Below are 21,042 nucleotides of genomic sequence, written 5' to 3' on the forward strand. Positions count from 1 at the left end.
CTCATCCGGTGGCTGATACGCGACGATTAGCCGCGTGACCGGGTATCAGCAGCTGTCGCAACGCGTGCCCGGCGGCCAGATCCGCGAGTGCCGCGGCGGCATCAGACAGCGGGCGGCGGGCCGAGATCATGGAGGCGAGATCTAGGCGACCCGCCATGACCTCATCCACCAGCGCGGGGATGTCCCGGTGCGGGATGGAGGAACCGTAGTTGCAGCCGAGAATGCGCTGATCGGCCTCGGCCAGTGCGAGCGGATCGAACCGGGCCTGCTCACCCTGGGCGGGCAGCCCGACGATCACCGCCGCACCGCCGAGCCCCAAAGCCGCGATGGCCTGTTCGGTGGTGCTGATCTTGCCGATGGCGTCGAAGACGTAGTCGTAGCCGTCGGGTTCGATCGAGCGCAGCGCGGCGACCGCGTCGGATGCGGCGGCGTTCACCGTATCGGTCGCGCCGAGCGCCGTGGCCAGCTCCAGTTTCTCGGCAACAACATCCACCGCCACCACGCGACTCGCCCCGGCCAGACGAGCGGCCTGCACACATGCCAGACCGACACCGCCGCAACCGATTACGGCGACCGTGGACTCGGGTCGGACCGCCGCGGTATTGCGCACCGCGCCGACGCCCGTCGCGATGGCGCAGCCGATGATCGCGATATCCTCGAGCGGAGCGTCCTTGCGAATCTTGATCGCCCCCGACACCGGAACCACGGCTTCCTCCGCGAACGAGGACACCCCGAGGTAGTGGTGGACCGAGCTCCCCGCCTCGGACAGCCGGGTGGTGCCGTCGTACAGCACGCCGCCGGGCGCGACAACCGTTGCCACCAGCGCACATTGAGCGGGTCGCCCCGCCCGGCAACTGCGGCAGCCGCCGCAACCGGGCACCCATGAGAGCACCACGTGGTCGCCGATCTCCAACTCGTCCACGCCGTCGCCGAGTGCGGTCACCACCCCGGACCCCTCATGGCCCAGCACCACGGGCCGGGGAATCCGCCACGCGCCGGTCAGGACGTGCAGATCGGAGTGGCACACCCCGGCCGCCGCGATGCGCACTCGCACTTCGCCGGGGCCGGGTGGCGCGAGGTCGAGATCCCGCACCCCGACACTCCCGTGCTCATCGAGCACGACGGCGCTGATGCGAGTGGCTCGCGAATCCGGAATCTGCTGTGGTCGCATGGGTTTTCCTAGCGTGAGGCGGTAAACGACTGCACGGCAACGTCACTCGCGCACGGCACGCACACGCGCGGGCACAGTCGTCTCGGACGTGCCGCCACTGTGCCCGCGATCGCCATCGGCCCGCCACACCTCGGTGCTCCTGATCGGGCCCGCGGGTGGTGCAGATAGCACCCTCGTTATCTCGCGGACGCCGACCTCATCGAGGTGCTGAACGACCTACGCTGAGGATTTCACAGCCCGTTACGCTCCCAATAGGTTCTCGGTACCCAGGAGCTCGGCGGTGTAGGAACCGGGTTCGGGCAGAAGTTCCCTGTCCCACAACAGGACTCGTGCGCGGATGGCGGTGGGGTCGGAGTCGCGAGCGGTGTCGATGCGCACCGAGATCGGTGCGGGCAGCGCCAGGAACGCGGTGACGAAGGGCAGTGACTCGACCAGGTCCCACAGGGTGCGGGTGCGCAGAACGCCGTGTTCGTGCGAACGTGCGCAAGTCACCGTCCAACCCGAGTGCGTCGCGTCGTCGAGTGAAACGCGCGAGAGCAGCAGCTCGGACACCGTCTCATCCACGCACTCGGCAACGGCGACCAACTGGCTGTCGGCGGGAAAGTCGATGCCGGCCTCCAAACCCAGTCCTGCGGTCACCTGCCGCTGTGTCCACGACTCGCGCAGCGTTTGGTCGACCTGTTCGACCCAGTGGTCGCCGGTGACTCGTTCCTCGAGCCCCAGCAGCCCGTCGGGCCGTTCGACCAGCCGCAATGTGCGCCAGCCGGACCGCACGGTCTGCCCGGCGGTGAATCGGGTGCCGTCGGCGATCGCGTCCTGAATGTCGTCGAGCGCCCACGCCACCCACCACGCCCCGGATTCTTCCGTCGAGGTCAGAGCGACCCGGGCGACCACATCGGGCAGACCCAATTGCTCACCGATCATGGTGCGGGTCAGCCCATCTCCGAAACTCCCGAGCCCGCGCCGTGCCCGCGCCATGGACAACGGTGCTCTCTGCGGCCCGAACCAGCTGCCGCCGTGAGTGATGTCCACGCCGTCGCGCACCACGGTGGCCAAGACGCTGCCCGCCAATATGACCGACGGTTCCAGGACCACGGTGGTGTCCGGCGGCAGCGCCAGGAACTGACGCAGATACGGCCACTCCGCCAACACATGTCGGAGCGACGAGTAGCCCACCGGCTCATGGTCGTGCTCGTCCAGGCAGACCAGGAACCAGCCCGACGTACCTGGTTCCGGGGTGCCCCCATGTCGGCGGAACCCGAGGGTGCCCGCGGTACGCACACATGGACGAAGAGCCACCATGTCGGTTCCGGCGACGCTGCCGTCGGACATATCCAATTCGAGTCTGGCGCAGACGGTCTGTTGATGATGCAGATCGGTGATGATCTCGTCGACCTGTTCCGCCCACACCCCGGGCGTGACCTCTTCCTCGAGTCCGAGCGTGCCATCCTCGCGCGCGATGACCCGCAACAGCCGACCGGCAATGGTGAACACCTGCCGCGGTTCGATCCACTGCCCACCGAGAACCATGTCACGCAACCAATCCAAGATGACCTGCACCATGGCGTTGTCGGGCACCGGCTCTCGCACGATCACCGTGAATTCGGCGTGGCCGGAGTCGGCGGCCGTCGTCGTTCGCAAACGTATCACCGCAGAGTTTCTACCCGCCGTACCGTCGCTTCCCAGTGGTGGGCAGCACGGCCCGACCGCAGCGCCGATGCGAGCCGATCGCTCAGGGACCGTCGTTCGCGACGGTGATGACCGTGTCCGGTGTGAGCGGCCGGGTAATCGTCCAGAATGCCCGGAAGTGGGATTTGGACATCTTCCACGCGCCGTTCTCGATGACATACTCGTCGTCGTATTCGCCCGTGGAAACGCTCTCGGTCCTGTTGATCAAATTGACCTGCCGGAACCGCAGCGTCCAGACGCCGTTCGCGGACGCGTCGGAGGTGAGGGTGATGTCGGGCAGCATGCCGTGATGCATATCAAGTATCACCGGCTTTCCGTCAATCTGTTGCAGCGCAATGGATTCGAAGACCTTCGCGATCCCGTCCGCGTCATCGAACCGACCCAGCATGCCGAAATCGATCGACGCGCCCTCGGCGATGAAGCACTCGCGGAAACCCTGCGGATCCTTGGCGTCGCACGCGCGCCAATACCGATGCTTGAGCGCCTTGATCGCTTCAACGGCTTCGATCCGCGCCACCCGCTCACGCAACTGCTCGACTTCGGTTGTCCCATCTTCACTCACGCTCGTGACGCTATCGCCCCGGCGCCGCTGACGCCGCGCCGCCACCGCCCGAGCTGTTTTCGCGTTGCGCCGCAGCCACTTCGAGCAGTGTGGTGATGAATGCTTGCAGCAGGACCGAATCCTTGCCGGTCGGCCGGATCAGGCTGTACTCGATCGGTGGAGCGTCGCGGAAGGGCACGAAGGCGATACCGGGGCGGGCGTAGTAGTGGCGGCCCCGCGCGGCCACCGGGGATACGCCGCGGCCCGCCGCTACGAGGGTGGGTATTTCCGTCCGGTAGGTCGCGGTCGGCCCCTGGGGAATGGGTCGGCCCCCGGGGGTGTGCGACGGCAGATGGAAGTCGAGCCAGTATGGCGGGACCGCGCCGCGGATGGAAAGCAGCGGGGTATCCGCGAGATCCTCCATCGATACGGTGTCCCGGTGTGCGAAAGGATGGCGTGCCGGGACCATGAGCGCGCGCGGTTCGGCAAGGATCACCGGTCCGATCGTGAGATCCGGTTCGCTGATCGGCAATGCGCTGATCTGCAGATCGATAGCGCCCGAACGCAGTCCGCCGAGTGGATCTCCGATCTGTATTTCGTGGATCTCGACCTCGCAGTCGGGACGGCAGCCCCGGAACGCATCGGCGGCCAGCCCGAGCAGGTCGGCCACCCACGGCGTGGAGTATCCGACGTGCAGCGTGAACCTGACGCCACGGCCGAATTCGATCGCGCGCGCCACCGCCTGTTGCAGGCTCTGATAGGCGGGACGCAGGTCATCGCGCAGCTGCTGTCCGGTCGTGGTGAGGGCCACCTGGCGGCTGGTGCGCTCGAACAGCGGTACGCCGACGCGACGTTCGAGCCGCTTGACCGTCTGGCTGACCCGGCCCGTCGACAATCCCAGTCGTTCGGAGGTCCGGCGGAAATGCAACTCTTCCGCCAGGGTCAGGAAAGTTTCGATTTCGTACCGCTCCATGGTCGTACTCCCCGCCCGCTCAGAGGATATGGACAAACTGGATCAGCCCCAGAGGGACGAGAGGAATCCGAAACGCGTCATGCCCGGCACCAGCACGTAACGCATATCGGCCGGCGCGGGTATCGGGCGGAGCCGCCGATCGAATAACCCATCGGGTTCCCATATCCGATGTATTTCGCTGCGGTGCAAGGTAAATGGGTCGATTCCCATTGCCCGCCGATGTCCGTCGCCACCGGTCGCGATGCCGCGCATGTGAACTCCTTGCCACCCGTCCGCGTCCACTCGAACGGGGCCGATACCGTCGGCCGCGCCTGCCGATCCAGGCGTCAGCTGTACGGACGGTATCCAGCGCAGGCGGGTGCCCGCTTGTCTCCGCACGCACGGTCATTGTCCGCATGCGCAGAGCTCGGAACGGGTGATCTCCGGCCGGGCTGCGGTCCGCGCGGGTTCGGCCGTAAAATCGGACCTCCAATTGGCTTGACGCCCATGGCACCGATGGTCGCCGAACCGAGAGATGGTACTGATGAATCACGTGGCTACGGCCGACTCCGTCACTACGAGTGTCGTGGATCCACATGAGCGGGCCGATTATTGGGCGCACGCGATCAATACGTATCAATGCCGACTCGGGTACCGGTTTCCCAGCCGCACCGATTTCCAAGGCCATTCCCAAGTGCGGCGCACCGATTCCTATCAGTTGATCGGATGGGAATCCGATGCGATCACCTACCTGCGCACCAGCAAACTCATCCGCGCCGATCCCGATGACAACTATCGGCTGATCATTCCGTTCACCGGACAGCTGAGCTTCGGGTCCGACGACGGGCACGGGATCCTCACCCCGGCGTCACTGCTGATGGTGGCCATCGACCAGCCCTTCGCGCTGTCCATGTCCGAGGTCACGCGCGGGGTGATCATCACCATTCCGCGCGACGAGGTGCGCCATCGCCTCAACCGCGTCGCGCCGCCGGCGGGCCCGATCGATCTCACGACCGGCCTCGGGCGCGTGTCCGCCGCAATGATCGACGGGCTGTATACCGAGTACGCCGCCCTCACCGATCGCGAATTCGACAGTGTCTCGGAACGTTTGGTGGATCTGCTCTGCATGCAGATCCTCGGCGACACCGCGAGCACACCCGGCTCGCTCGCCGACGTGGAAGCGGCCGCCCGCCGATACATTCGCGCCCACGCCGGCGACGCGGACCTCACCGGCGCGCGAGTGGCCGCCGCGCTCGGCTGGTCGCTGCGTCAAATTCAATTGGCGTTCAACGCCGTTGGCGCGACACCGAGCGAAGTCATTCGAGAAGAACGCCTGCACCTGGCCTGTGAGCGCCTGAGCAGCCCCGCCTACCAGCGGTGCAGTATCGCCGATATCGCCTCGGACCTGGGGTTCGGTTCGGCCAGCAGCTTCAACAAGGCTTTCCGTCGCCGCTTCGATGCCACCCCGAGCCAATTCCGCGGGGGAGTGGTGCGCGATATCGGTGCGCGGCTACCGGGTGTGGGCCAGTGCGCCGTCGTTCAGGATGGTGGTGAGGCCCCCGCGGTAGGGCTGTGAGGCCCGAGGGTGCCTAACACGGACGGTTCTGCTGTTCGACGTATGGGCGCAGGACCATGATCTCCTCGAGTCGGCGTATTCGGCGGTCGGTGAAGACGTGGTGCTGGTACTTGATAGCGAAAACCACGTGGGCATGCAACGCGAAACAGAAAGCGTGCCTGTGCGTATGGATTCGGTTTCGGTCATAGCCGAATGAGAGAATGTCGTTCGTGCAGTTGCGTTACCAGTACCGGGTGTATCCGAGTCCGGGCCAGCGGGAATCGCTGGCGCGGGCGTTCGGGTGTGCGCGGGTGGTGTTCAACGACGCGCTTGCCGCACGCAGGGCCGCGTTCACCGCAGGCCGTTCCTATGTCTCCGATGCCGAGTTGTCGACCCGGTTCACCGCGGCCAAAAGGACACCGGAGCGGGTTTGGTTGAGCGAGGTGTCGGCGGTGGTGTTGCAGCAGGCGCTGGCGGATCTGAATACCGCCTACCGCAACTTCTTTCACTCGGTGACCGGTAAACGCAAGGGCCCGAAGATCGCGCTTCCGCGGTTCCGGTCCCGCAAGGACAACCGGCAGTCAATCCGGTTCACGCGTAATGCCAGGTTCTCGATTACCGAGGGCGGCAAGCTGCGGTTGCCCAAGATCGGGGATGTGAGGGTCGCGTGGTCGCGGGAGTTGCCGTCGCAGCCGTCGTCGGTGACGGTGATCAAGGACGCCGCGGGCCGGTATTTCGCGTCTTTCGTCGTCGACGTCGATGAACAGCCGCTGCCACCGGTTGAGGCTGAGGTGGGTATCGACCTGGGCCTGACTACATTCGCGGTCCTGTCCAATGGCAAGCGGATCGAGTCTGCGAGGTTTCTGCGCCACGCCGAGCGCACGCTGCGCCGCGCGCAGAAGAACCTGTCACGCAAGCAGAATGGGTCGAACAATCGCACCCGAGTCCGTGTGAAGGTGGCGAGGGCGCATGCGAAAGTGGCTGACACGCGCAGGGATTGGGCGCACAAGCACACCACGGCGATAGTTCGCGAAATCCAAGCGATCTATGTCGAGGACTTGTGTGTGATAGCCCTGGCGCGGACCCGGCTGGCGAAATCGGTGCATGACGCGGGCTGGTCGATGTTCATCCGCCTGCTCGAGGAGAAAGCGGTCCGGGCGGGCCGGTATTTCGCGAAGGTGGACCGGTTCTATCCGTCCTCGCAGATCTGCGCGGTGTGTGGGCATCGGGACGGGGCGAAACCGTTGCACGTGCGGGTGTGGACGTGCCCACGGTGTGGTGTGGTCCTGGATCGTGATCTCAACGCCGCCACCAATATTCTCGCCGCCGGACGGGCGGAGAGACTAAACGCCTGTGGAGGGACCGTAAGTCCTGTCGCGACGGCGGCAGGCACGTCCCGATGAACCAGGAACCCACCCAGAGCGCCCGACAGGGCGTTGGCAGGAATCCCCGGCCTTCAGGCCGAGGAGGACGTCAATCGCGTGAGACCGGCTGAACGCGAACCCCGGCCGATGAACCATGTTCTGCTCGAGCGGAATTGCGGATCTGCTGAGGGGTGACCCCGAACCAGCGGCGCACCACGCGGGTCAGCGCGGACTGTTCGCGCAGACCGGCGAGCGCGGTGATCTGGCTCATCGGCAGATCGGTCTCGCGCAGCAAGCGGTAGACGGTATCGCGGCGGGTGCCGTCCAGGACATCGTTGAAGGTGGTGCCCTCGGCGGCCAGGGCGCGTTGCAGGGTGCGCTCGTGCATGATCAGCATGCGGGCGACGGTGGCGATATCGGGTTTTCCGGAGGTGATCAGCTGCTCGATCGCTACGCGAACCCGGGCGCTCATGGTGTGATCCAGCTCGGAATAGTTCCGAGTCAGGTAGTCGACCGAGATGGTGCGCAGGGTTTGATTGGTATTCGCGATGGGCCGGGCCGCCATATCCGCCGGAATCCGGAAGACGACGTAGGGGGCGTCGAAAACCACTGGCGCACCGAAGTATTCGGTGTAGGTCGACTCGGGGGCCACCGGCGGATGCGGTAGATGGATCGAGAGCAGTCCGTAATCATCGCCCGCCACCTGGCGCAGGGCTTTGTGAATCGTGCCCGCCGACAGTCCGGCGCCCTGCGCGAAGCCGGTCGCGGAGGCGGTATCGCGATATTCCAAGCCGATGATTCCGGACTGCCCCTGCGGGTCATCGATCAAGCCGATGGAGATGCCGCCGTTGTGGACGAACAGGAAGCGCGACGCGAACTCCAGCGCGTCACCGACCGTGGCCGCATTGGCCACCGCGATCGCCAGCGGCCCCAGCACATCCATGTCCTGCCGCGTGGCCAGCCGCAGGCCGAAATCCGGGCAATTCAGTTCGGTCGCAGCGACTTCCAGCGCCCACCCGATCGCCTCCGCCGGAATGATCGCGGCGTCATCGGTGACGGCGGCGACCGTGATGCCGAACCGCCCGAGCATGGCCGCACCATCGCCGCCCAACTCGTCGACCAACGCCGGATAGTCCCGCAGGCCGGCGGCTCGTGCCGTGGTCACCATGTCTGGATCGCCCTTCCCGAAGTCGACTATTCGCGACTGAGGACGTTAATGCAGATCGCCGATCCACCGCAATATCCGCAGCCGTGTCCGGGAACGCGGAATGCAATTAACATATTCTGCCAGCGTGCCCCGAAAAGTATGTCGCTCTGGGGTAAAAGACCACGTAGATCGCCGTGAGCTGCGGCTTGTGCGAGAAATCGAGCCCACGCGGGTTTGCCTGACCGAGGTGGTCGGCATTACTGTCCTTACTCGCCGGTAACCCGCAGTCGGCTAATGCGTCCGAACTCTGAAAAACACTCGCGTTTCGGAATACCTGAATGAATTGGGTGAGTGATATGAAAGCGAGGGCGGGAACATGAGCCCGAACAGCCTCCTCGGACCCGTGCGTCGCAAGGGGTACGCACGGTTCCGAGGGCCTTCGGCCGCGCTCGAATGGACGGTTCCCGCCACTCGTTCGTGACTACGCGCCGATCGCGGACCAGCCGTAGTAGGTCCCCGACGTATTCGCCGGGACGGTCGCGATCGGTTCGCCGGTGCAATCCTTGGATCCGAAGACCAGGAGGTTGCGGGAGCTGCGGTTCTCGAAGCGGATATCACGCGGGAAGCCGCTGGCCCAGCAGGAGTTCAGGTCACTCAGTTCCAGGGTGCCGTCGACGATCACGACCTGACGGCCGTCACCCGCCCCGAAGGAACCGGTGGGGAGTGCCGAGGCGGTCGGGGCCGCGATCGAAACCGCGGCGATGGCAAGAGCGCTTGCGGCAGAACGCAATACGAATGTCATGGGATGACCCTAACGAACTCGAGCCCTGCCCCGAGGATCAGGGGCAGCGAATCCTCGTGCCGCTCTTCGCCGAGATGTGAATCCTTTGGGCGATTGATCCCTCCTATTGGTGTGCGTCTGTTCGGGCGCACGTTGAGGAAGGGGTTCCCATGACCGTATGGATTGTCGCCGCGGCGATCGCGGCCGTATCGGTGTGTAGTTGTGTGGTGTTGGTGCGAAGGAGGCGGGCGCGTGGCTAGGTATGGCGCATGGCCGGGGGAGGAGGTGGTGGCGGCCGCGCGGGAGGGCGATGAGGCGTCGATCGCGGCACTGGTGTCCGGTGCGCATCCGCATGTTCGGCGGTTCGCGTTCTCGCTGTGCGCGAGCAGTCAGGATGCCGAGGACGCCGCGCAGGAGGCGCTGATCGTGCTGTACCGCAAGATCGGGACGTTGCGGGCGACCGGTGCGCTGGCCTCGTGGATGTTCCGGATCGTGCGCAATGAATGTCTGCGGCGGGTGGCGGATGTGGCGCGGCGGAATGAACCGGCGGTCGAGATGTGCGTTTCTTCGGCCGAGGACGATGTGCTGGCTCGGCTCGAGGTGGAGCGGGTGGCCGCGGCCATCGCGGCGTTGCCGCCCGATCAGCGGCGCGTGCTCATCATGCGTGATGTGCAGGGATTGCCCGGTGGCATGGTCGCCGACGCGGTCGGATTGAGTACGGCGGCAATGAAATCGCGGTTGCACCGGGCACGCGCGGCGCTGCGTTCGGCGCTCGATTTCCCGAGCGCGGAGACTCCCCGATGAGCGGCCCGGATGTCGGCGAGAAGTCGTTCGCCAGCACCTCTCTGTCCGCGCATCTGGTGCGCGGCCTAGTCGGGTTCGGCTCGCTCATCGGATCACTAGCGCTGACACCATTTCTCGGCGTCGGCGCGCTTCTGCTGCTGCCGGTCGGGATCATCGCGCTACGCGGTTGTCCCATGTGCTGGTTGATCGGCTTGGCGCAGACGATCTCCGGCGGTCGCCTGCGCCGATCGTGTACCGGTGACTCCTGCCGCCTGGTCACTCGATGAGCAGGGGATAGCGGCACCCTCGGGGCGCGCCGATTCAGCCCGGGATCTGCGCCCCGATGGCCGCACCGGCGCTCGCACCGAGGGTGGCGCCGATGGCCCCGCCCACCACGCCGCCGATCCCGACCCCGACGATCGTGCCGACCGGGCAGACGGGCGCGGTGACCGCGCAGGCGAACGCGCCGCCCAGCACCGCGCCCACACCCACCCCGACCACGGTTCCCACCACCGTGCCGACCTGCTCACCGACCAGCGACTGTGTCTGTCCCGCCGAAATCGGTTCGGGCGTAGGGGTTTCGGCTTGCGCGATTCCGGCTCCGGTTCCGATGAGCGCGGCGCTGATGGCCGCCGCGGCCGCGATCCTGCGAATCATGGTGCACTCCTGAGTTTTTCCGGCAGTGCACCGATCGTGAGCCGCGGATCACTCGGAGGTCCGGCGATTGCGCCTATACCGTGCGCCTGCACAATCGGTGACCGCCGACCCTTTTACGGCTCGACGCCGTGAATGATGAAGTCCGCGTGTGGATTGCCCCAGTAGTCGTTGAGGGCGGCGCGGATGTCGAAGACGGTGCCGGTGCTGTCGAGGATGAAAACGTAGATCTTCGGCGTGGTGGCGATTCCGGCGTTATCGGTGGTGTACGACGCGTAGCCCTGCTCGCGCTCGCCCTCGAAGGAGATCCGCATAACCCCGCCGTCCGGGTTGTACGCGGAGAAGTAGATTTTGACACCCGCGAAGGGAACTCCATTTCCCTTGCCGTACTTGACCGATAGCGGCGCGGTCGCCACCCAGTCGTGGCCGATGCCGCCGCCGTGCACGGTCTGATTGTTGCCCGCGATCAAGGTGAGCACGTTGTCGGTGGGATTGGCAGGTGCGGCGTTGTTCCACAGCGCCGCCACGGTGGCGTTCGGATCATTGCCGGAGTACACGGCCAGGGTTCCGTTGTCGTCGAGGTTGGCCACATAGCTGCCCTGCGCGCGGGCCTTGGCCGAAATCGCCCAGTACAGGCCTTGATTGTGTCCCGGATCGGTGCCCTTGTAGACGCACAGGTTGCCGTCGGTCTGCATGATCGCGAAGCAGGGGAACGCCGGTTTGGAGATCTTGTTGCTCCAGTACTGCTGCGTACCACCCTGGATCGGATTCCCCGGCTGAGTGCCGCACACCAGCGCGAACGTTCCGGTCTCGGTCAGCGTGATGCCGTATTTCCCGTTGGCGGAAGGCAATACGATGCCGCGCGAAATCCATTGCCCGGCTTGCAAACTGTGTCCGCTGGTAACCCGCTGCGCCTGATAGCTCTGCGCCGACTGCCACGTGATGAACGCGGGATTGAACCCGTTGTCCGGCACCACCCCCTCCGGAGCCGAACCGACCTGTAGGTTCCCATCCGGCGCGAACACCGCCCAGTACTTCGGCCCGGCCCCCTTCTGCCACGTATTCGTGGCCCAACAGGGTCCGTGGTTGTCGGAGGGCCCGGTGCCCCGATAGATCACGAAGTTGCCATCGTTCTGGATGGTCGCGAAGTACTGCCCGTTGGTTTGCGCCGGATTGAACTTCCAACTCTTGTCGATATGCGCCGCCCCCGCGTCCCCCACCACGGAGTAATACGGCTGATTCGGATCGATGTCCGCGTACGCGCCCCCGGTGGCCCCGGGCTTGGCGAAGTAGAACCGCAAGTCCCCATTGGCCTGCAACACCGCATAGAACCCGTTCAACGGACCCTGCTTGAAGAAATAGTCCCCGACCCGCAGATAACCCCCCATCGCCACCGCGGACCCCTTGTTGGCCCCCGCCGGAGGCAACAAATTCCCACTGTTCAAGCTGGTAGTACTCATCGGCATCTCGCTTCGTCCTCGCCGACCATGCTGGCCTTCGATGGTCCGGCGACCCGCCCGCCCAGGTCAAGATCCCCACCCGAAATCCCAGCCCGGACAAGGCAAGTCGCCCACGACGCGCCGAAATGTCGCCACCTGAATGAAATTGGTGCGTGAGTCAGGAGAAGCCCGTGCGGTGATCGGCGACCCACTGCGCATAGCTGCGGGGTGCGTGTCCGGTCAGCATCTCCACGAGGGTTACGAAGGGTGACCTCCCAGCGACCGGACAGTGCTGCGACCGTAGCGGCGGGAGCAGGTGAATGTGTGGCAATGTTCGGCGAAAAGCACTGTCGCATAGTCGTATTGGGCAACACTGGAAGTGGGTTCACCGTGGCTGAGAGTTCCGGTTGCCGACCGGTCGGTGGGCCAGGGAGGACGCCGAGATGGACATCTACAGCGCGGACCAGTGGAGTTACAGCGACAAGCTCATCGGTAGCGGGTACCAGCAGCACGAGTACAAGTGGGCGGTAGTCCTGCGCGGAGAGGACCCGAGTGACAAGACGTGGCCCGGTGTGTACCTCAAATGGACGAAAGGGGTGATCATCGGCGGGAGATGGAGTTACACAAGGGAAGCGGCCGTCCGAGGAAGCTTCACGCTGACCGATCCCGAGGGTCGGATCACCACGGGCGAGTTTCCGGCGGCGTCCGGCCCGGGTGAGGGAGGGGTACTTTCCTGGAGTCCGACTTCTGGGCTGTGCCGTTACGGAACCTGGAACCTGGCGGTATCGATAACCCTCGGCTCCTCGGCCTACAGCACCTCTACCGGCGGAATGATCGAGGTCAAGGTGGACCGGGAGTTCAGCCTGGTCTACGGGTGAGCATTCGACCGCGGCGAGCCCGCCGCGACTCATAGCCCCTAATTCGTTGTGGCACAGTGCCACCCGTGCTGGTTGAGGTGGCACCGTGTCATTACTTCATGCGAGCGCTACGCACTGCTGACGTTGCGTAGCGTGAATACGCCCCGGGTCAGGTGTGCGCAGAGTGCGCGGATTCGTAACCCCGGTCGTATCCGTCCCACTGCCCCTGCCGGTAGTCGCCGTTTCCGGCTAATTGCGTTGCGGCAGTGATGGCTTTGGGCAGATCGGCGTCGCCGTCCTTGAAGCCTGCCCGGTAGCCTTCGCGATAACCTCGTGTATATGCCGGTGTCTGCATATCGGCTCTCCTGGTTTGCGAGAATCGATCCCGGTATCGATGTGATCTGACAATGTGAAAAGCGCATATCGAACGGCCGCCTGTGGGTCAGCGACCCCGCGTGCAGATTCCCCGTGCACGGTATGCCACGTGCGATTCGAGTATCGCATAAATTCTGCGTGTCTGTCCCGGGAGTGGCGATGAATCAAGGCAATCGGTTGCGGCCGTAATGATTCCTGCCATCGGGGTTTCTCGGGGTGGCATCCCTCTGTAGGGGGATTCGGGGCCGGTGGCTGTTCGGTAGCTTCGGAACAGTGCGGTTGCCGTTGACATTTCGCCTACGGGGCGCTTGTTTGATCGTCGGGGTGGTGGGGATATGGCTGGGATCGGTGTTCGGGGCCGGACCGGCGCGTGCCGATGGCGCGGTGAGCGGGGGTGATGTGACGGTGGCGCAATCGCTCGGGGACCGGGAGCTGACGGTGATCGTGCGGCGCGCCGAACCCGGGCCGCTGCGAGTGGATGTGGTGACCCATGCCGGAACACCGCCGGGGAGGCTGACCCTCGGGGTGGTCGCCACCGATCGCGATGGTGCACCCGGATCGGCCACAGTGGAACTCACCGATCGGCTCGGTCCCTATCCGGTGACGCTGCGGGTGGATCACGCCGGGCCGTGGGAACTCACGATATTCGACGGGGAGCGCACCGCGCGCATTCCATTCCTGGTCTACGCCCGCGTGGTAACCCCGTGGGAGCGTGCGGCGTACGGCGGTTTCTGCACCGCCGGGGCCATGCTGCTGGTGGCGCTCGGCACGGCGTTGATCTCGCGGCGCGGCTGGGTGACGCTGGTGCCCGCCGGTGCGTTCCTGGTCGCGCTCTCGGTCGCGGTGACCGGGGCCGTGCTGTCGGGGCACGCGCCCGCACCGCGCCCGCCGGGCAGTCGGCTCGATCCGACCTCGGACAATGTGGGAAATCCGTTTCCGGAACGGGATCTGCCGCTGACGGTGAATTACTCACGGCCGCCGGTGAATATGACGGTGCTGGCGAACGGTCCCGCCGATATCCGTCTGGCGCTGACCGATTCGGCGACCGGCCGTCCCGTGGACGATCTGCTGGTCAACGATGACGCGCTGCTGCATCTGATGGTGGTGGGGCCGGATGGGCGGCTGTGGCATCGCCACCCGATCCGGGTCGCGCCCGGAGACTATCGAATCTCTGTGCGCGGCGGCGCATCCGGCGAATACGCGTTCGCCGCCGAGATCGCTCGCCGGGGTGGCGGCGTGCAATTACTGAGGGCCGCAGCGCGATTGGACGCGTCGGTTGCCGCACCCGCTATGCCGACCGCGTCCGGAGAACCCGGGACGGCCGGGCCAGGTGATCCCATCACGCCTGGGCCTGGTAATCCTGCCACGCCCGGTGTGAAGCTCACTGCGAGCGATCCGGTAGCGGGCGAACCCGCTACTCTCACCGCGCAATTCGGCGGCGGAGCCGATCTACAGCTGTGGCTGGGTATGGTCGGCCACCTCATCGCGGTCGGTCCACTACCTGATCGGACACCGACCGGCACTGCCGCCGCGACCGCGCCGATCTGGGCGCACGCGCACGCAATGGCCCCGCTCCCTCCCGCGGGTGCGCAGCCCGCCGACGAGACGGTCGCGAAGTACGGCCCGACAATCGATTTCACCTTCACCTTCGCGCAGCCGGGCCGATATCTGGTCTGGGCGCAGGCCGAACGCGACTACAGCGTGCTGACGCTGCCCGCGGTCGTCGATGTTCGGACGGGAGGACCGCGATGACCGCGCGCCGGTGGATACTCGCGGTGGCTGCGCTGCTGGTCGCCGCACTGGCGGTCTGGTGGCTGTGGCCCGACAGCGGCGGCGCCTCGCCCTCGCGAATGACGGCCGGACCGTATCGAGTCGCATTACAGGTTGCCGGGGATGGCGCGCGCGTCGGCGACAATACCGTCGATCTCGAAATCGACACTGCGCAAGGCGATCCCGCCGTACCCGAGCGCGTGATCGTGGCCCCGGCCATGCCCCAGATGGGTCACGCGCTGCCGACCGTCACCGCCACCGCCACCACCCCTGGCCACTACCGCGCCGGGGTGAATCTGCCCATGCCCGGTCAATGGGAGATCACCGTCCAGCTGTCCGGCCCGCAGGGACCGGGTTCGGCCACCTTCTCCCTGCGCGCCAATTGATCTCCCAGCCAACCGATTCCACCCGCCGATCGATCACTTCGAGGAGACCGCAATGGATCTCACCGCCGACGGTCGCGGGCGCACCGCCGCCGCGTCCGCCCCACTCACCGTCAAACCCTGGTTACCCGCGGCGATCCTGTTCGCCGCCACCGCGACCTTCGCCATCGGATCGACCTGGGATATCCAGTGGCACGCCGATGTCGGACCGGACACCTTCTTCACCCTGCCGCACCTGTTCATCTACGCCAGCGCCGCGGTCGCCGGATTCACCGGTCTCGCTGTCATTTTGCACACCACGGCGGCAGGACGAGCCGGGCGCGGCATGGACCCCGCGCTGGGCGGACCGGGTATCGGGGTATTCGGCCGCACCTTCACCGCACCGCTCGGGTATCTGGTGGCCGCGCTCGGAGCGGCCTCGTTCCTGCTGTACGGACTGTGGGATCTGTGGTGGCACAGCCTCTATGGATTCGACGCGGTGATCGACTCACCCCCGCATATCGGACTCTTCCTGTCCAGCACCGTGATCTCGGTGGGCACGGTCATCGTGTTCGCGGCCGCGCGCGGACAGCGCTGGGGTGAGATCGGCGCGCTGGTCTCGCTGGCGCACCTGCTCACCTCGAGCACGGTCACCGCGCTGGCGGTACAGCGGCTGAGCCAGGGCACCGTGCGCTGGACCGTCGCGGTCACCGCGTTCATGGCGATTCTGCTGCTCATCGCAGGCGCGGCTTTCCGACGCGGCGGAGCTACGGGCGTGGCCGTGTTCGCCTCCGCCATTCAGGGCGTGTTCTGGTGGTTCGCGCCGTGGGCCGCGCGCGCCTACGCCGATTTCGTGGGATTGCCCCTCCGCGAACACATTCGGGGCATCCCGACCACCCCGGCGCTGATTCCGTTCTGCCTGATCCCGGTCGGTATCGTGCTCGATCTAATCCTGCGCCGCACCACCGCCCCGGCCCGGCTCCTGCCGCTGCTGGCCGGTGCGATCGGCGGCGCGACCATCGGGGTGCTGTCGTTCGAGCAGAACTCTCTCATCTATGACGCGCACTGGCCGCTGTCGTCCATCGTCACCGGAACCACCATCGCCGGAGCCGTTTTGGGCGCGCTCGGCGGCTTTCTCGGACACCGTTTCGGCGCGATGCTGCGCCTGACCGCTCCCGCACCGGAGGTGCACGCATGATCCGCCGTCTGGCTCCCCTGGCCGCGTTCGCGCTGGCGCTGTGCTGCGCGCTCATCGCGGCGACCGGCACCGCCGCCGCCTATCAACCGGTCAATATCGTGCACACCGAGAATGTGCGGGTCGGCCCATACAACCTGACCGTCGGATTCAGCGAATGGCCTTTGCGCGCAATGCAATCGCTGGATTTCACCTTCGTCCCCGACGGCGGCACCGACGGCATGACCGGCACCCTCACCACCGTGCAACCCAATGGCAAGGTCCGCCGCTCGGAACCGCTATCGCACCACCCGCGCAAACGCGAGGACTGGGGCCTGGACGTGCGCTCCCTGGACAAGGACGGCAACTGGACCTTCCGCTTCACCCTCGACGGCCCCCGCGGCCACGGCGAAGGCGAACTCCGCGACCTCGCCGTCCTACCCCAGCCCGGCCCACCCCTGGGCGTGAGCTGGGCAGTGAGCGCCCTACCCCTACTGGGCCTGATCACCTTCCTGACCTACGCCTGGCGTCGCACCCGACCCGCGCTCGTCCGGACGCGGAGTCGGTGAGCGACGGCGTGCATCACCTCACGGCGCGGTCATGGCGACGTGGCCGCTGCTGCCGGCTGAGCCGAGGTCGAGGCGGTTGAGCAGGTTCTGGATCACGACATAGGGATTCATCGGTTCGCGCTTTCTGGGGTGTGGAAGGTGTTGCGCCGCAATCGGTTGTGATGGCGGTAACAATGTGCTGTCATGAAGATACAGGGAAACGCTGATTGTGTCTCTGTATCTCTCTCGACGATGAGGAACCGATGATGGACGCACACCACCTCAGCCGCCGCGACGCATTGCGCACGGGCGGAGGGCTTTTGGGTGTGGTCGGCGCAATGGCGCTGACCGCGCGGACCGCCCGCGCGGAACCGTGGAAATGGTCGCCCGCCGATTCGGTGGTGGGCAGCGGCGACGGCGCCGACCCGATGACGATGTTCGATCCGGACGCGGATTCGGTACTGGCCGATGTCATCGACCACGCCGATGTGCCCGAGGTCAACCGGCTGCTGGCGACCTGGGTCTACAACGATCAGCCGGTTCCCGCCGGACTGCCGAAAGGGTTGGCGGACTTCATCGAATCGGCTCGGCAGCTGCCGTCCTGGGCCGATCAGGGCAAACTGGCCAACTCCTTCGAATTCACCAAGAAGCGCGGGCTGTACCTCGGGGTGCTTTACGCGTTCGCCAGCGGCATGATGTCCACGGTCATCCCGCACGAGGCGCTCGCGGTGTACTACTCGCGCGGCGGTTCACATCTGAAGGATCGCATTGCCAAGACCGCGAAATTCGGTTACGACATCGGCACCGTCAACGCCTACGGTGCGGGCGGCGAAATGATCGTGACCTGCGTGAAGACCCGAATCATCCACGCGTCGGTGCGGCATCTGCTGCCGCGCTCGCCGTACTGGCCCGACGGGGTCACCCCCATCAGCCAGGACGATCTGATGGTCACCTGGCACAGTCTGGCGACCACCATCATGCGCACCCTCACCGCGTGGCGCATGCCCATGCCCGTCGCGGAATCCGATGGCTACCTGCACAGTTGGCAGCTGGCCGGGCATATGCTCGGCATTCGCGACGAATACCTGCCCGCCACCTGGGAGCAGGCCAATGTGCAAGCCGCACAGCAACTCGACCCCATCCTCGCGCCGACCGCCGAGGGTAAGGATCTGGCCAATCAGCTGCTCAACCTCGGCGCCAACCTCGACCTGAGCCTGCTGAGCCGAGGAGTGCTGGGCGCGTTCACCCGATTCATCATGGGGGACAAGGTCGCCGACTGGCTCGCCATCCCGCGCGAACCGGTCTGGAGTCCGCTACTGGAAGTCGCGTGGGGCCCGTTCGTCGCCGTGCGCGAGGGCGTGCTGTCGGTCGCCCCGATCGTCGATGCCCCGTACTGGATGTTCGACGAATTCCTGCGCCAATTCGCCCTGTGGTACCTGGCCGAGCTGCGCATGCCGCTGAGCATCGAGATCCCGCTGACCAACCGGTGAGCCAAAGCGCCTGCGCCTCCGGCGATTCACCGGCGATGCAAAGAAACGGCTAACGTAGCCGCGTACCATCGCGAGCGGTCTACAGGAGGACACCGTGGAAGCTGTGCCGCCCGCGGCCGGGAAATCGCTCATCGAGCGCGCGTATCTGCAGGCGGTGCAGCCGAGCGACACCTCCGACAAGATTCGCGTGCGGGTGCTGGACGCGGCCGCGGAACAGTTCCGGCACTGGGGAATTCAGCGATCGACCATGGAGGATGTGGCCCGGCGCGCGGGGGTTTCACGCATCACGGTCTACCGCCGTTTCGCCACCAAGGAGGATCTGGTCGAACAGGTCCTGCTGCGTGAGTTCCGCGGTTACTTCGACACCTTCCTGGTCGATATCGCCGCCGCGGCCACCCCGGCCGATCGTGTCGTCGCCGGTTTCGTGAGCTCGCTGCGCACTCTGCGCGGTAACCCGCTGATCGGCGCGCTGATCACCGCCGAACCCGATCAATTCACCAGTTCGCTGATCGGCGACGGCGGCCGGGCGGTGGCGATGGTGCGCGAATTCGTCGCCGTTCAGCTCGGTCAGGAACAGCGCGCGGGCACCATCTCCGCGGATCTGGACACCCGGCTGATCGCGGAGGTGATGGTCCGAATCTGCGCGTCATTCCTGGCGATTCCGAGCCAGATCGTCGATCTCGAGGATGAAGAGCAGCTCACGCGGATCGCCCGTCAGTTCCTGGTTCCCATGCTCGAGCTGTGACCTGGCGCACGATTCTTCGATCGCTGTCATAGCCGCTGCGTACACTGCGGTAATCCGGCCGGAGGTGGTGCGGGCGGACGTTGATCGATACAGCAGGAGGTTTCGTTCCGCACCGAGGGGGCTGGACGTGCTATTTGATCTGCGATTGATTCGTGACTGGTGGCGTGAGGACGTCGACTACCAATGGGTGGTCGATGCGATCGCCGCGCGATCGGCGTTGGGTGGGCTGCGGGTCGCGGTGGGGCTGTGCGGTTTGGCCGCACCGATCATCGCGGTATTGACCGTGCTGTCGCCGGTGCGGCCGATGGATTCGACATCGCGAATGCTGCTGTTGCTGCTCGCGGGAGTCGGGGTGGTGTGGTGTGCGCGCTGGTGGGTGCGGCCGTGGCCGGGGGAGACCGAATCGCTGATCCTGATCGCCATCGCCGATGTCTGCGTCACCGCGGTGTGCGCGGTGAGTCCCGGCTATGTCGTGCGCGCGGTCGGCATGATGATGCTGTTGATCATCGGCATCTACGTGAGCGCGCTGCACAATCCGAAAGTGCTTGCGGTGCAGACGGTGTGGTCGCTGCTGGCGGTCGTGCTGCTGTCGATTCCGCTGCTGCGCGGCGGTGACATCACCTCGGCGTTGATCATGCTGCTGGGGATGTCGGCCGCGGTCATCGTGCCGCCCGGCCTGCAATTCTGCTATTCACTGCTGCGCGGTGAAATGCTCTCGGACCCGCTCACCGGACTGCTGAGCCGGCGCGGCCTGGATTACCACGCGGCCATCTGGTTCTCCCGCCGTGCTCCGGGTCCCACCTGCGTTTTGATGATCGACCTGGATCGGTTCAAAGCCGTCAACGACACTCACGGCCACTCCACCGGTGATGAGGTCCTGATCTCCACGGCCGATCGACTACGCCGTACCGCTCCCGCCGACAGCATCGTCTCGCGTTTCGGCGGTGAGGAATTCGCGATCATCGTTCGACTACCGATCGATCCGGCGGTCGAAGTGGCCGATCGCCTGCGCCGCGCGGTCGCCGAACCGCTCGGATCCATCGCCGTCACCGCCAGCATCGGCCTGGCCGCCTTCCCCGCCCGTGTCACTCCGACCCGCGACTGCGATCTGGTCCGCCGCACCCTCGGCTCGGCCGACAGCGCGATGTATCGGGCAAAACAGCAGGGCGGCAATGCAATCGTGACGGCCGAGAATTCGCTGACCTATCCCTGATATGGCAGCACTGGCCGAAATCCGCACAAATATGGCCGCGTCTTACCGGCTGAACATACTGGTCGGGCTCTAATCTGATGCGTGGTGAGCCGTCCCCACCCGGGACGGTGTGTTCGGTCTTCAGACACGTGGGCCGAACCGGAGCGATCCCGGGTTTCCGACTATCCGAGGGGAGATCACGATGAGCACCGAAAACGGTGGCGCCCTGCACCTGATGGCGCAGATCCTTTCCAGCTACAGCAGCCTCGACGAATTCCTCGCCACCCTGCACCGCGAACTCGAAGCACCCACCCAGGAACTGCCCCGCATCGACCTCATCGACTCAGCCGATCCGGCCGCGGCCCAGTGGGCCGAGGCGGTCAACCGACTCGGCGCTGCCCGCCACGGTCGCCACGCCGCCACCAACTGAGGATCGTCGTTGCCGCGCGGGGC

22 protein-coding genes are annotated in these 21,042 nt (G+C 65.8%); 13 read left to right on the forward strand and 9 right to left on the reverse strand.

The window, feature by feature from the left end; translation table 11 throughout:
* Position 1: 1 nt before the first annotated feature.
* The 4 genes from ACFVUS_RS23925 to ACFVUS_RS23940 form a co-directional block, all read right to left on the reverse strand.
* Positions 2 to 1,171, reverse strand: coding sequence for a zinc-binding dehydrogenase (locus ACFVUS_RS23925; RefSeq protein WP_387770426.1), 1,170 nt, complete (start codon positions 1,169 to 1,171; stop codon positions 2 to 4).
* Between the two features lie 240 nt (positions 1,172 to 1,411).
* Positions 1,412 to 2,812 (reverse strand): hypothetical protein, encoded by a 1,401-nt coding sequence (locus ACFVUS_RS23930; protein ID WP_387770429.1) that lies wholly within the window; start codon positions 2,810 to 2,812, stop codon positions 1,412 to 1,414.
* A gap of 91 nt (positions 2,813 to 2,903) precedes the next feature.
* Positions 2,904 to 3,389, reverse strand: coding sequence for a nuclear transport factor 2 family protein (locus tag ACFVUS_RS23935; RefSeq protein WP_387774657.1), 486 nt, complete (start codon positions 3,387 to 3,389; stop codon positions 2,904 to 2,906).
* A 43-nt stretch (positions 3,390 to 3,432) separates the two neighbouring features.
* Positions 3,433 to 4,374 (reverse strand): LysR family transcriptional regulator, encoded by a 942-nt coding sequence (locus ACFVUS_RS23940; protein ID WP_387770431.1) that lies wholly within the window; start codon positions 4,372 to 4,374, stop codon positions 3,433 to 3,435.
* A 523-nt stretch (positions 4,375 to 4,897) separates the two neighbouring features.
* On the opposite strand from ACFVUS_RS23940, the gene ACFVUS_RS23945 reads away from it, so the two are divergent.
* Both ACFVUS_RS23945 and ACFVUS_RS23950 read left to right on the forward strand, forming a co-directional pair.
* Positions 4,898 to 5,929 (forward strand): AraC family transcriptional regulator, encoded by a 1,032-nt coding sequence (locus tag ACFVUS_RS23945; protein ID WP_387770434.1) that lies wholly within the window; start codon positions 4,898 to 4,900, stop codon positions 5,927 to 5,929.
* 200 nt (positions 5,930 to 6,129) lie between these two features.
* Positions 6,130 to 7,311 carry an RNA-guided endonuclease InsQ/TnpB family protein gene (locus ACFVUS_RS23950; RefSeq protein ID WP_387770437.1) on the forward strand — a complete coding sequence of 394 codons (1,182 nt, stop codon included), beginning with the start codon at positions 6,130 to 6,132 and terminating at the stop codon, positions 7,309 to 7,311.
* 70 nt (positions 7,312 to 7,381) lie between these two features.
* On the opposite strand, the gene ACFVUS_RS23955 is transcribed toward ACFVUS_RS23950, so the two are convergent.
* Both ACFVUS_RS23955 and ACFVUS_RS23960 read right to left on the reverse strand, forming a co-directional pair.
* Positions 7,382 to 8,440 (reverse strand): AraC family transcriptional regulator, encoded by a 1,059-nt coding sequence (locus ACFVUS_RS23955; protein WP_387770440.1) that lies wholly within the window; start codon positions 8,438 to 8,440, stop codon positions 7,382 to 7,384.
* Between the two features lie 460 nt (positions 8,441 to 8,900).
* Positions 8,901 to 9,221: a hypothetical protein gene (locus ACFVUS_RS23960; protein WP_387770443.1), complete on the reverse strand. Its 321-nt coding sequence runs from the start codon at positions 9,219 to 9,221 to the stop codon at positions 8,901 to 8,903.
* Between the two features lie 231 nt (positions 9,222 to 9,452).
* Between ACFVUS_RS23960 and ACFVUS_RS23965 the strand changes: the two genes are divergently transcribed.
* The gene (locus ACFVUS_RS23965; RefSeq protein ID WP_387770446.1) at positions 9,453 to 10,004 is read left to right on the forward strand and encodes an RNA polymerase sigma factor; all 552 of its coding nucleotides are present in this window, start codon (positions 9,453 to 9,455) and stop codon (positions 10,002 to 10,004) included.
* Entirely contained in the window at positions 10,001 to 10,270 is a 270-nt protein-coding gene (locus ACFVUS_RS23970) for a hypothetical protein (RefSeq protein WP_387770449.1), read from the forward strand. The genes ACFVUS_RS23965 and ACFVUS_RS23970 overlap by 4 nt, the downstream gene beginning before the upstream one ends.
* A gap of 34 nt (positions 10,271 to 10,304) precedes the next feature.
* Here the strand turns inward: ACFVUS_RS23970 and ACFVUS_RS23975 are convergent, their stop codons facing one another.
* Both ACFVUS_RS23975 and ACFVUS_RS23980 read right to left on the reverse strand, forming a co-directional pair.
* Entirely contained in the window at positions 10,305 to 10,640 is a 336-nt protein-coding gene (locus ACFVUS_RS23975; RefSeq protein ID WP_387770452.1) for a hypothetical protein, read from the reverse strand.
* Positions 10,641 to 10,753: 113 nt separating this feature from the next.
* Positions 10,754 to 12,031 (reverse strand): hypothetical protein, encoded by a 1,278-nt coding sequence (locus tag ACFVUS_RS23980; protein WP_387770455.1) that lies wholly within the window; start codon positions 12,029 to 12,031, stop codon positions 10,754 to 10,756.
* Positions 12,032 to 12,519: 488 nt separating this feature from the next.
* Here ACFVUS_RS23980 and ACFVUS_RS23985 point away from each other — a divergent pair, with 488 nt between their 5' ends.
* Positions 12,520 to 12,954 (forward strand): hypothetical protein, encoded by a 435-nt coding sequence (locus ACFVUS_RS23985; protein WP_387770457.1) that lies wholly within the window; start codon positions 12,520 to 12,522, stop codon positions 12,952 to 12,954.
* A 148-nt stretch (positions 12,955 to 13,102) separates the two neighbouring features.
* Here ACFVUS_RS23985 and ACFVUS_RS23990 read toward each other — a convergent pair whose 3' ends face one another.
* Positions 13,103 to 13,288 (reverse strand): hypothetical protein, encoded by a 186-nt coding sequence (locus ACFVUS_RS23990; RefSeq protein WP_387770460.1) that lies wholly within the window; start codon positions 13,286 to 13,288, stop codon positions 13,103 to 13,105.
* A gap of 347 nt (positions 13,289 to 13,635) precedes the next feature.
* Between ACFVUS_RS23990 and ACFVUS_RS23995 the strand changes: the two genes are divergently transcribed.
* The 8 genes from ACFVUS_RS23995 (at position 13,636) to ACFVUS_RS24030 (ending at position 21,019) form a co-directional block, all read left to right on the forward strand.
* Entirely contained in the window at positions 13,636 to 15,060 is a 1,425-nt protein-coding gene (locus ACFVUS_RS23995) for a hypothetical protein (RefSeq protein WP_387770463.1), read from the forward strand.
* The gene (locus ACFVUS_RS24000) at positions 15,057 to 15,464 is read left to right on the forward strand and encodes a FixH family protein (protein WP_387770466.1); all 408 of its coding nucleotides are present in this window, start codon (positions 15,057 to 15,059) and stop codon (positions 15,462 to 15,464) included. Before ACFVUS_RS23995 ends, ACFVUS_RS24000 begins: the two co-directional genes overlap by 4 nt.
* 52 nt (positions 15,465 to 15,516) lie before the next feature.
* Positions 15,517 to 16,638 (forward strand): hypothetical protein, encoded by a 1,122-nt coding sequence (locus ACFVUS_RS24005; protein ID WP_387770469.1) that lies wholly within the window; start codon positions 15,517 to 15,519, stop codon positions 16,636 to 16,638.
* Positions 16,635 to 17,183, forward strand: coding sequence for a hypothetical protein (locus tag ACFVUS_RS24010; RefSeq protein WP_387770472.1), 549 nt, complete (start codon positions 16,635 to 16,637; stop codon positions 17,181 to 17,183). Before ACFVUS_RS24005 ends, ACFVUS_RS24010 begins: the two co-directional genes overlap by 4 nt.
* A gap of 245 nt (positions 17,184 to 17,428) precedes the next feature.
* The gene (locus tag ACFVUS_RS24015; RefSeq protein WP_387770475.1) at positions 17,429 to 18,652 is read left to right on the forward strand and encodes an oxygenase MpaB family protein; all 1,224 of its coding nucleotides are present in this window, start codon (positions 17,429 to 17,431) and stop codon (positions 18,650 to 18,652) included.
* Between the two features lie 94 nt (positions 18,653 to 18,746).
* The gene (locus tag ACFVUS_RS24020; protein ID WP_387770478.1) at positions 18,747 to 19,397 is read left to right on the forward strand and encodes a TetR/AcrR family transcriptional regulator; all 651 of its coding nucleotides are present in this window, start codon (positions 18,747 to 18,749) and stop codon (positions 19,395 to 19,397) included.
* A gap of 127 nt (positions 19,398 to 19,524) precedes the next feature.
* Positions 19,525 to 20,610, forward strand: a complete 1,086-nt coding sequence (locus ACFVUS_RS24025; protein ID WP_387770481.1) for a GGDEF domain-containing protein — start codon at positions 19,525 to 19,527, stop codon at positions 20,608 to 20,610.
* A 181-nt stretch (positions 20,611 to 20,791) separates the two neighbouring features.
* Complete coding sequence (locus tag ACFVUS_RS24030; RefSeq protein WP_387770484.1) at positions 20,792 to 21,019, forward strand: hypothetical protein; 228 nt, start codon at positions 20,792 to 20,794, stop codon at positions 21,017 to 21,019.
* Positions 21,020 to 21,042 lie beyond the last annotated feature (23 nt).

The sequence above is a fragment of the Nocardia sp. NPDC058058 genome (assembly GCF_042885355.1).
Lineage (GTDB): Bacteria > Actinomycetota > Actinomycetes > Mycobacteriales > Mycobacteriaceae > Nocardia.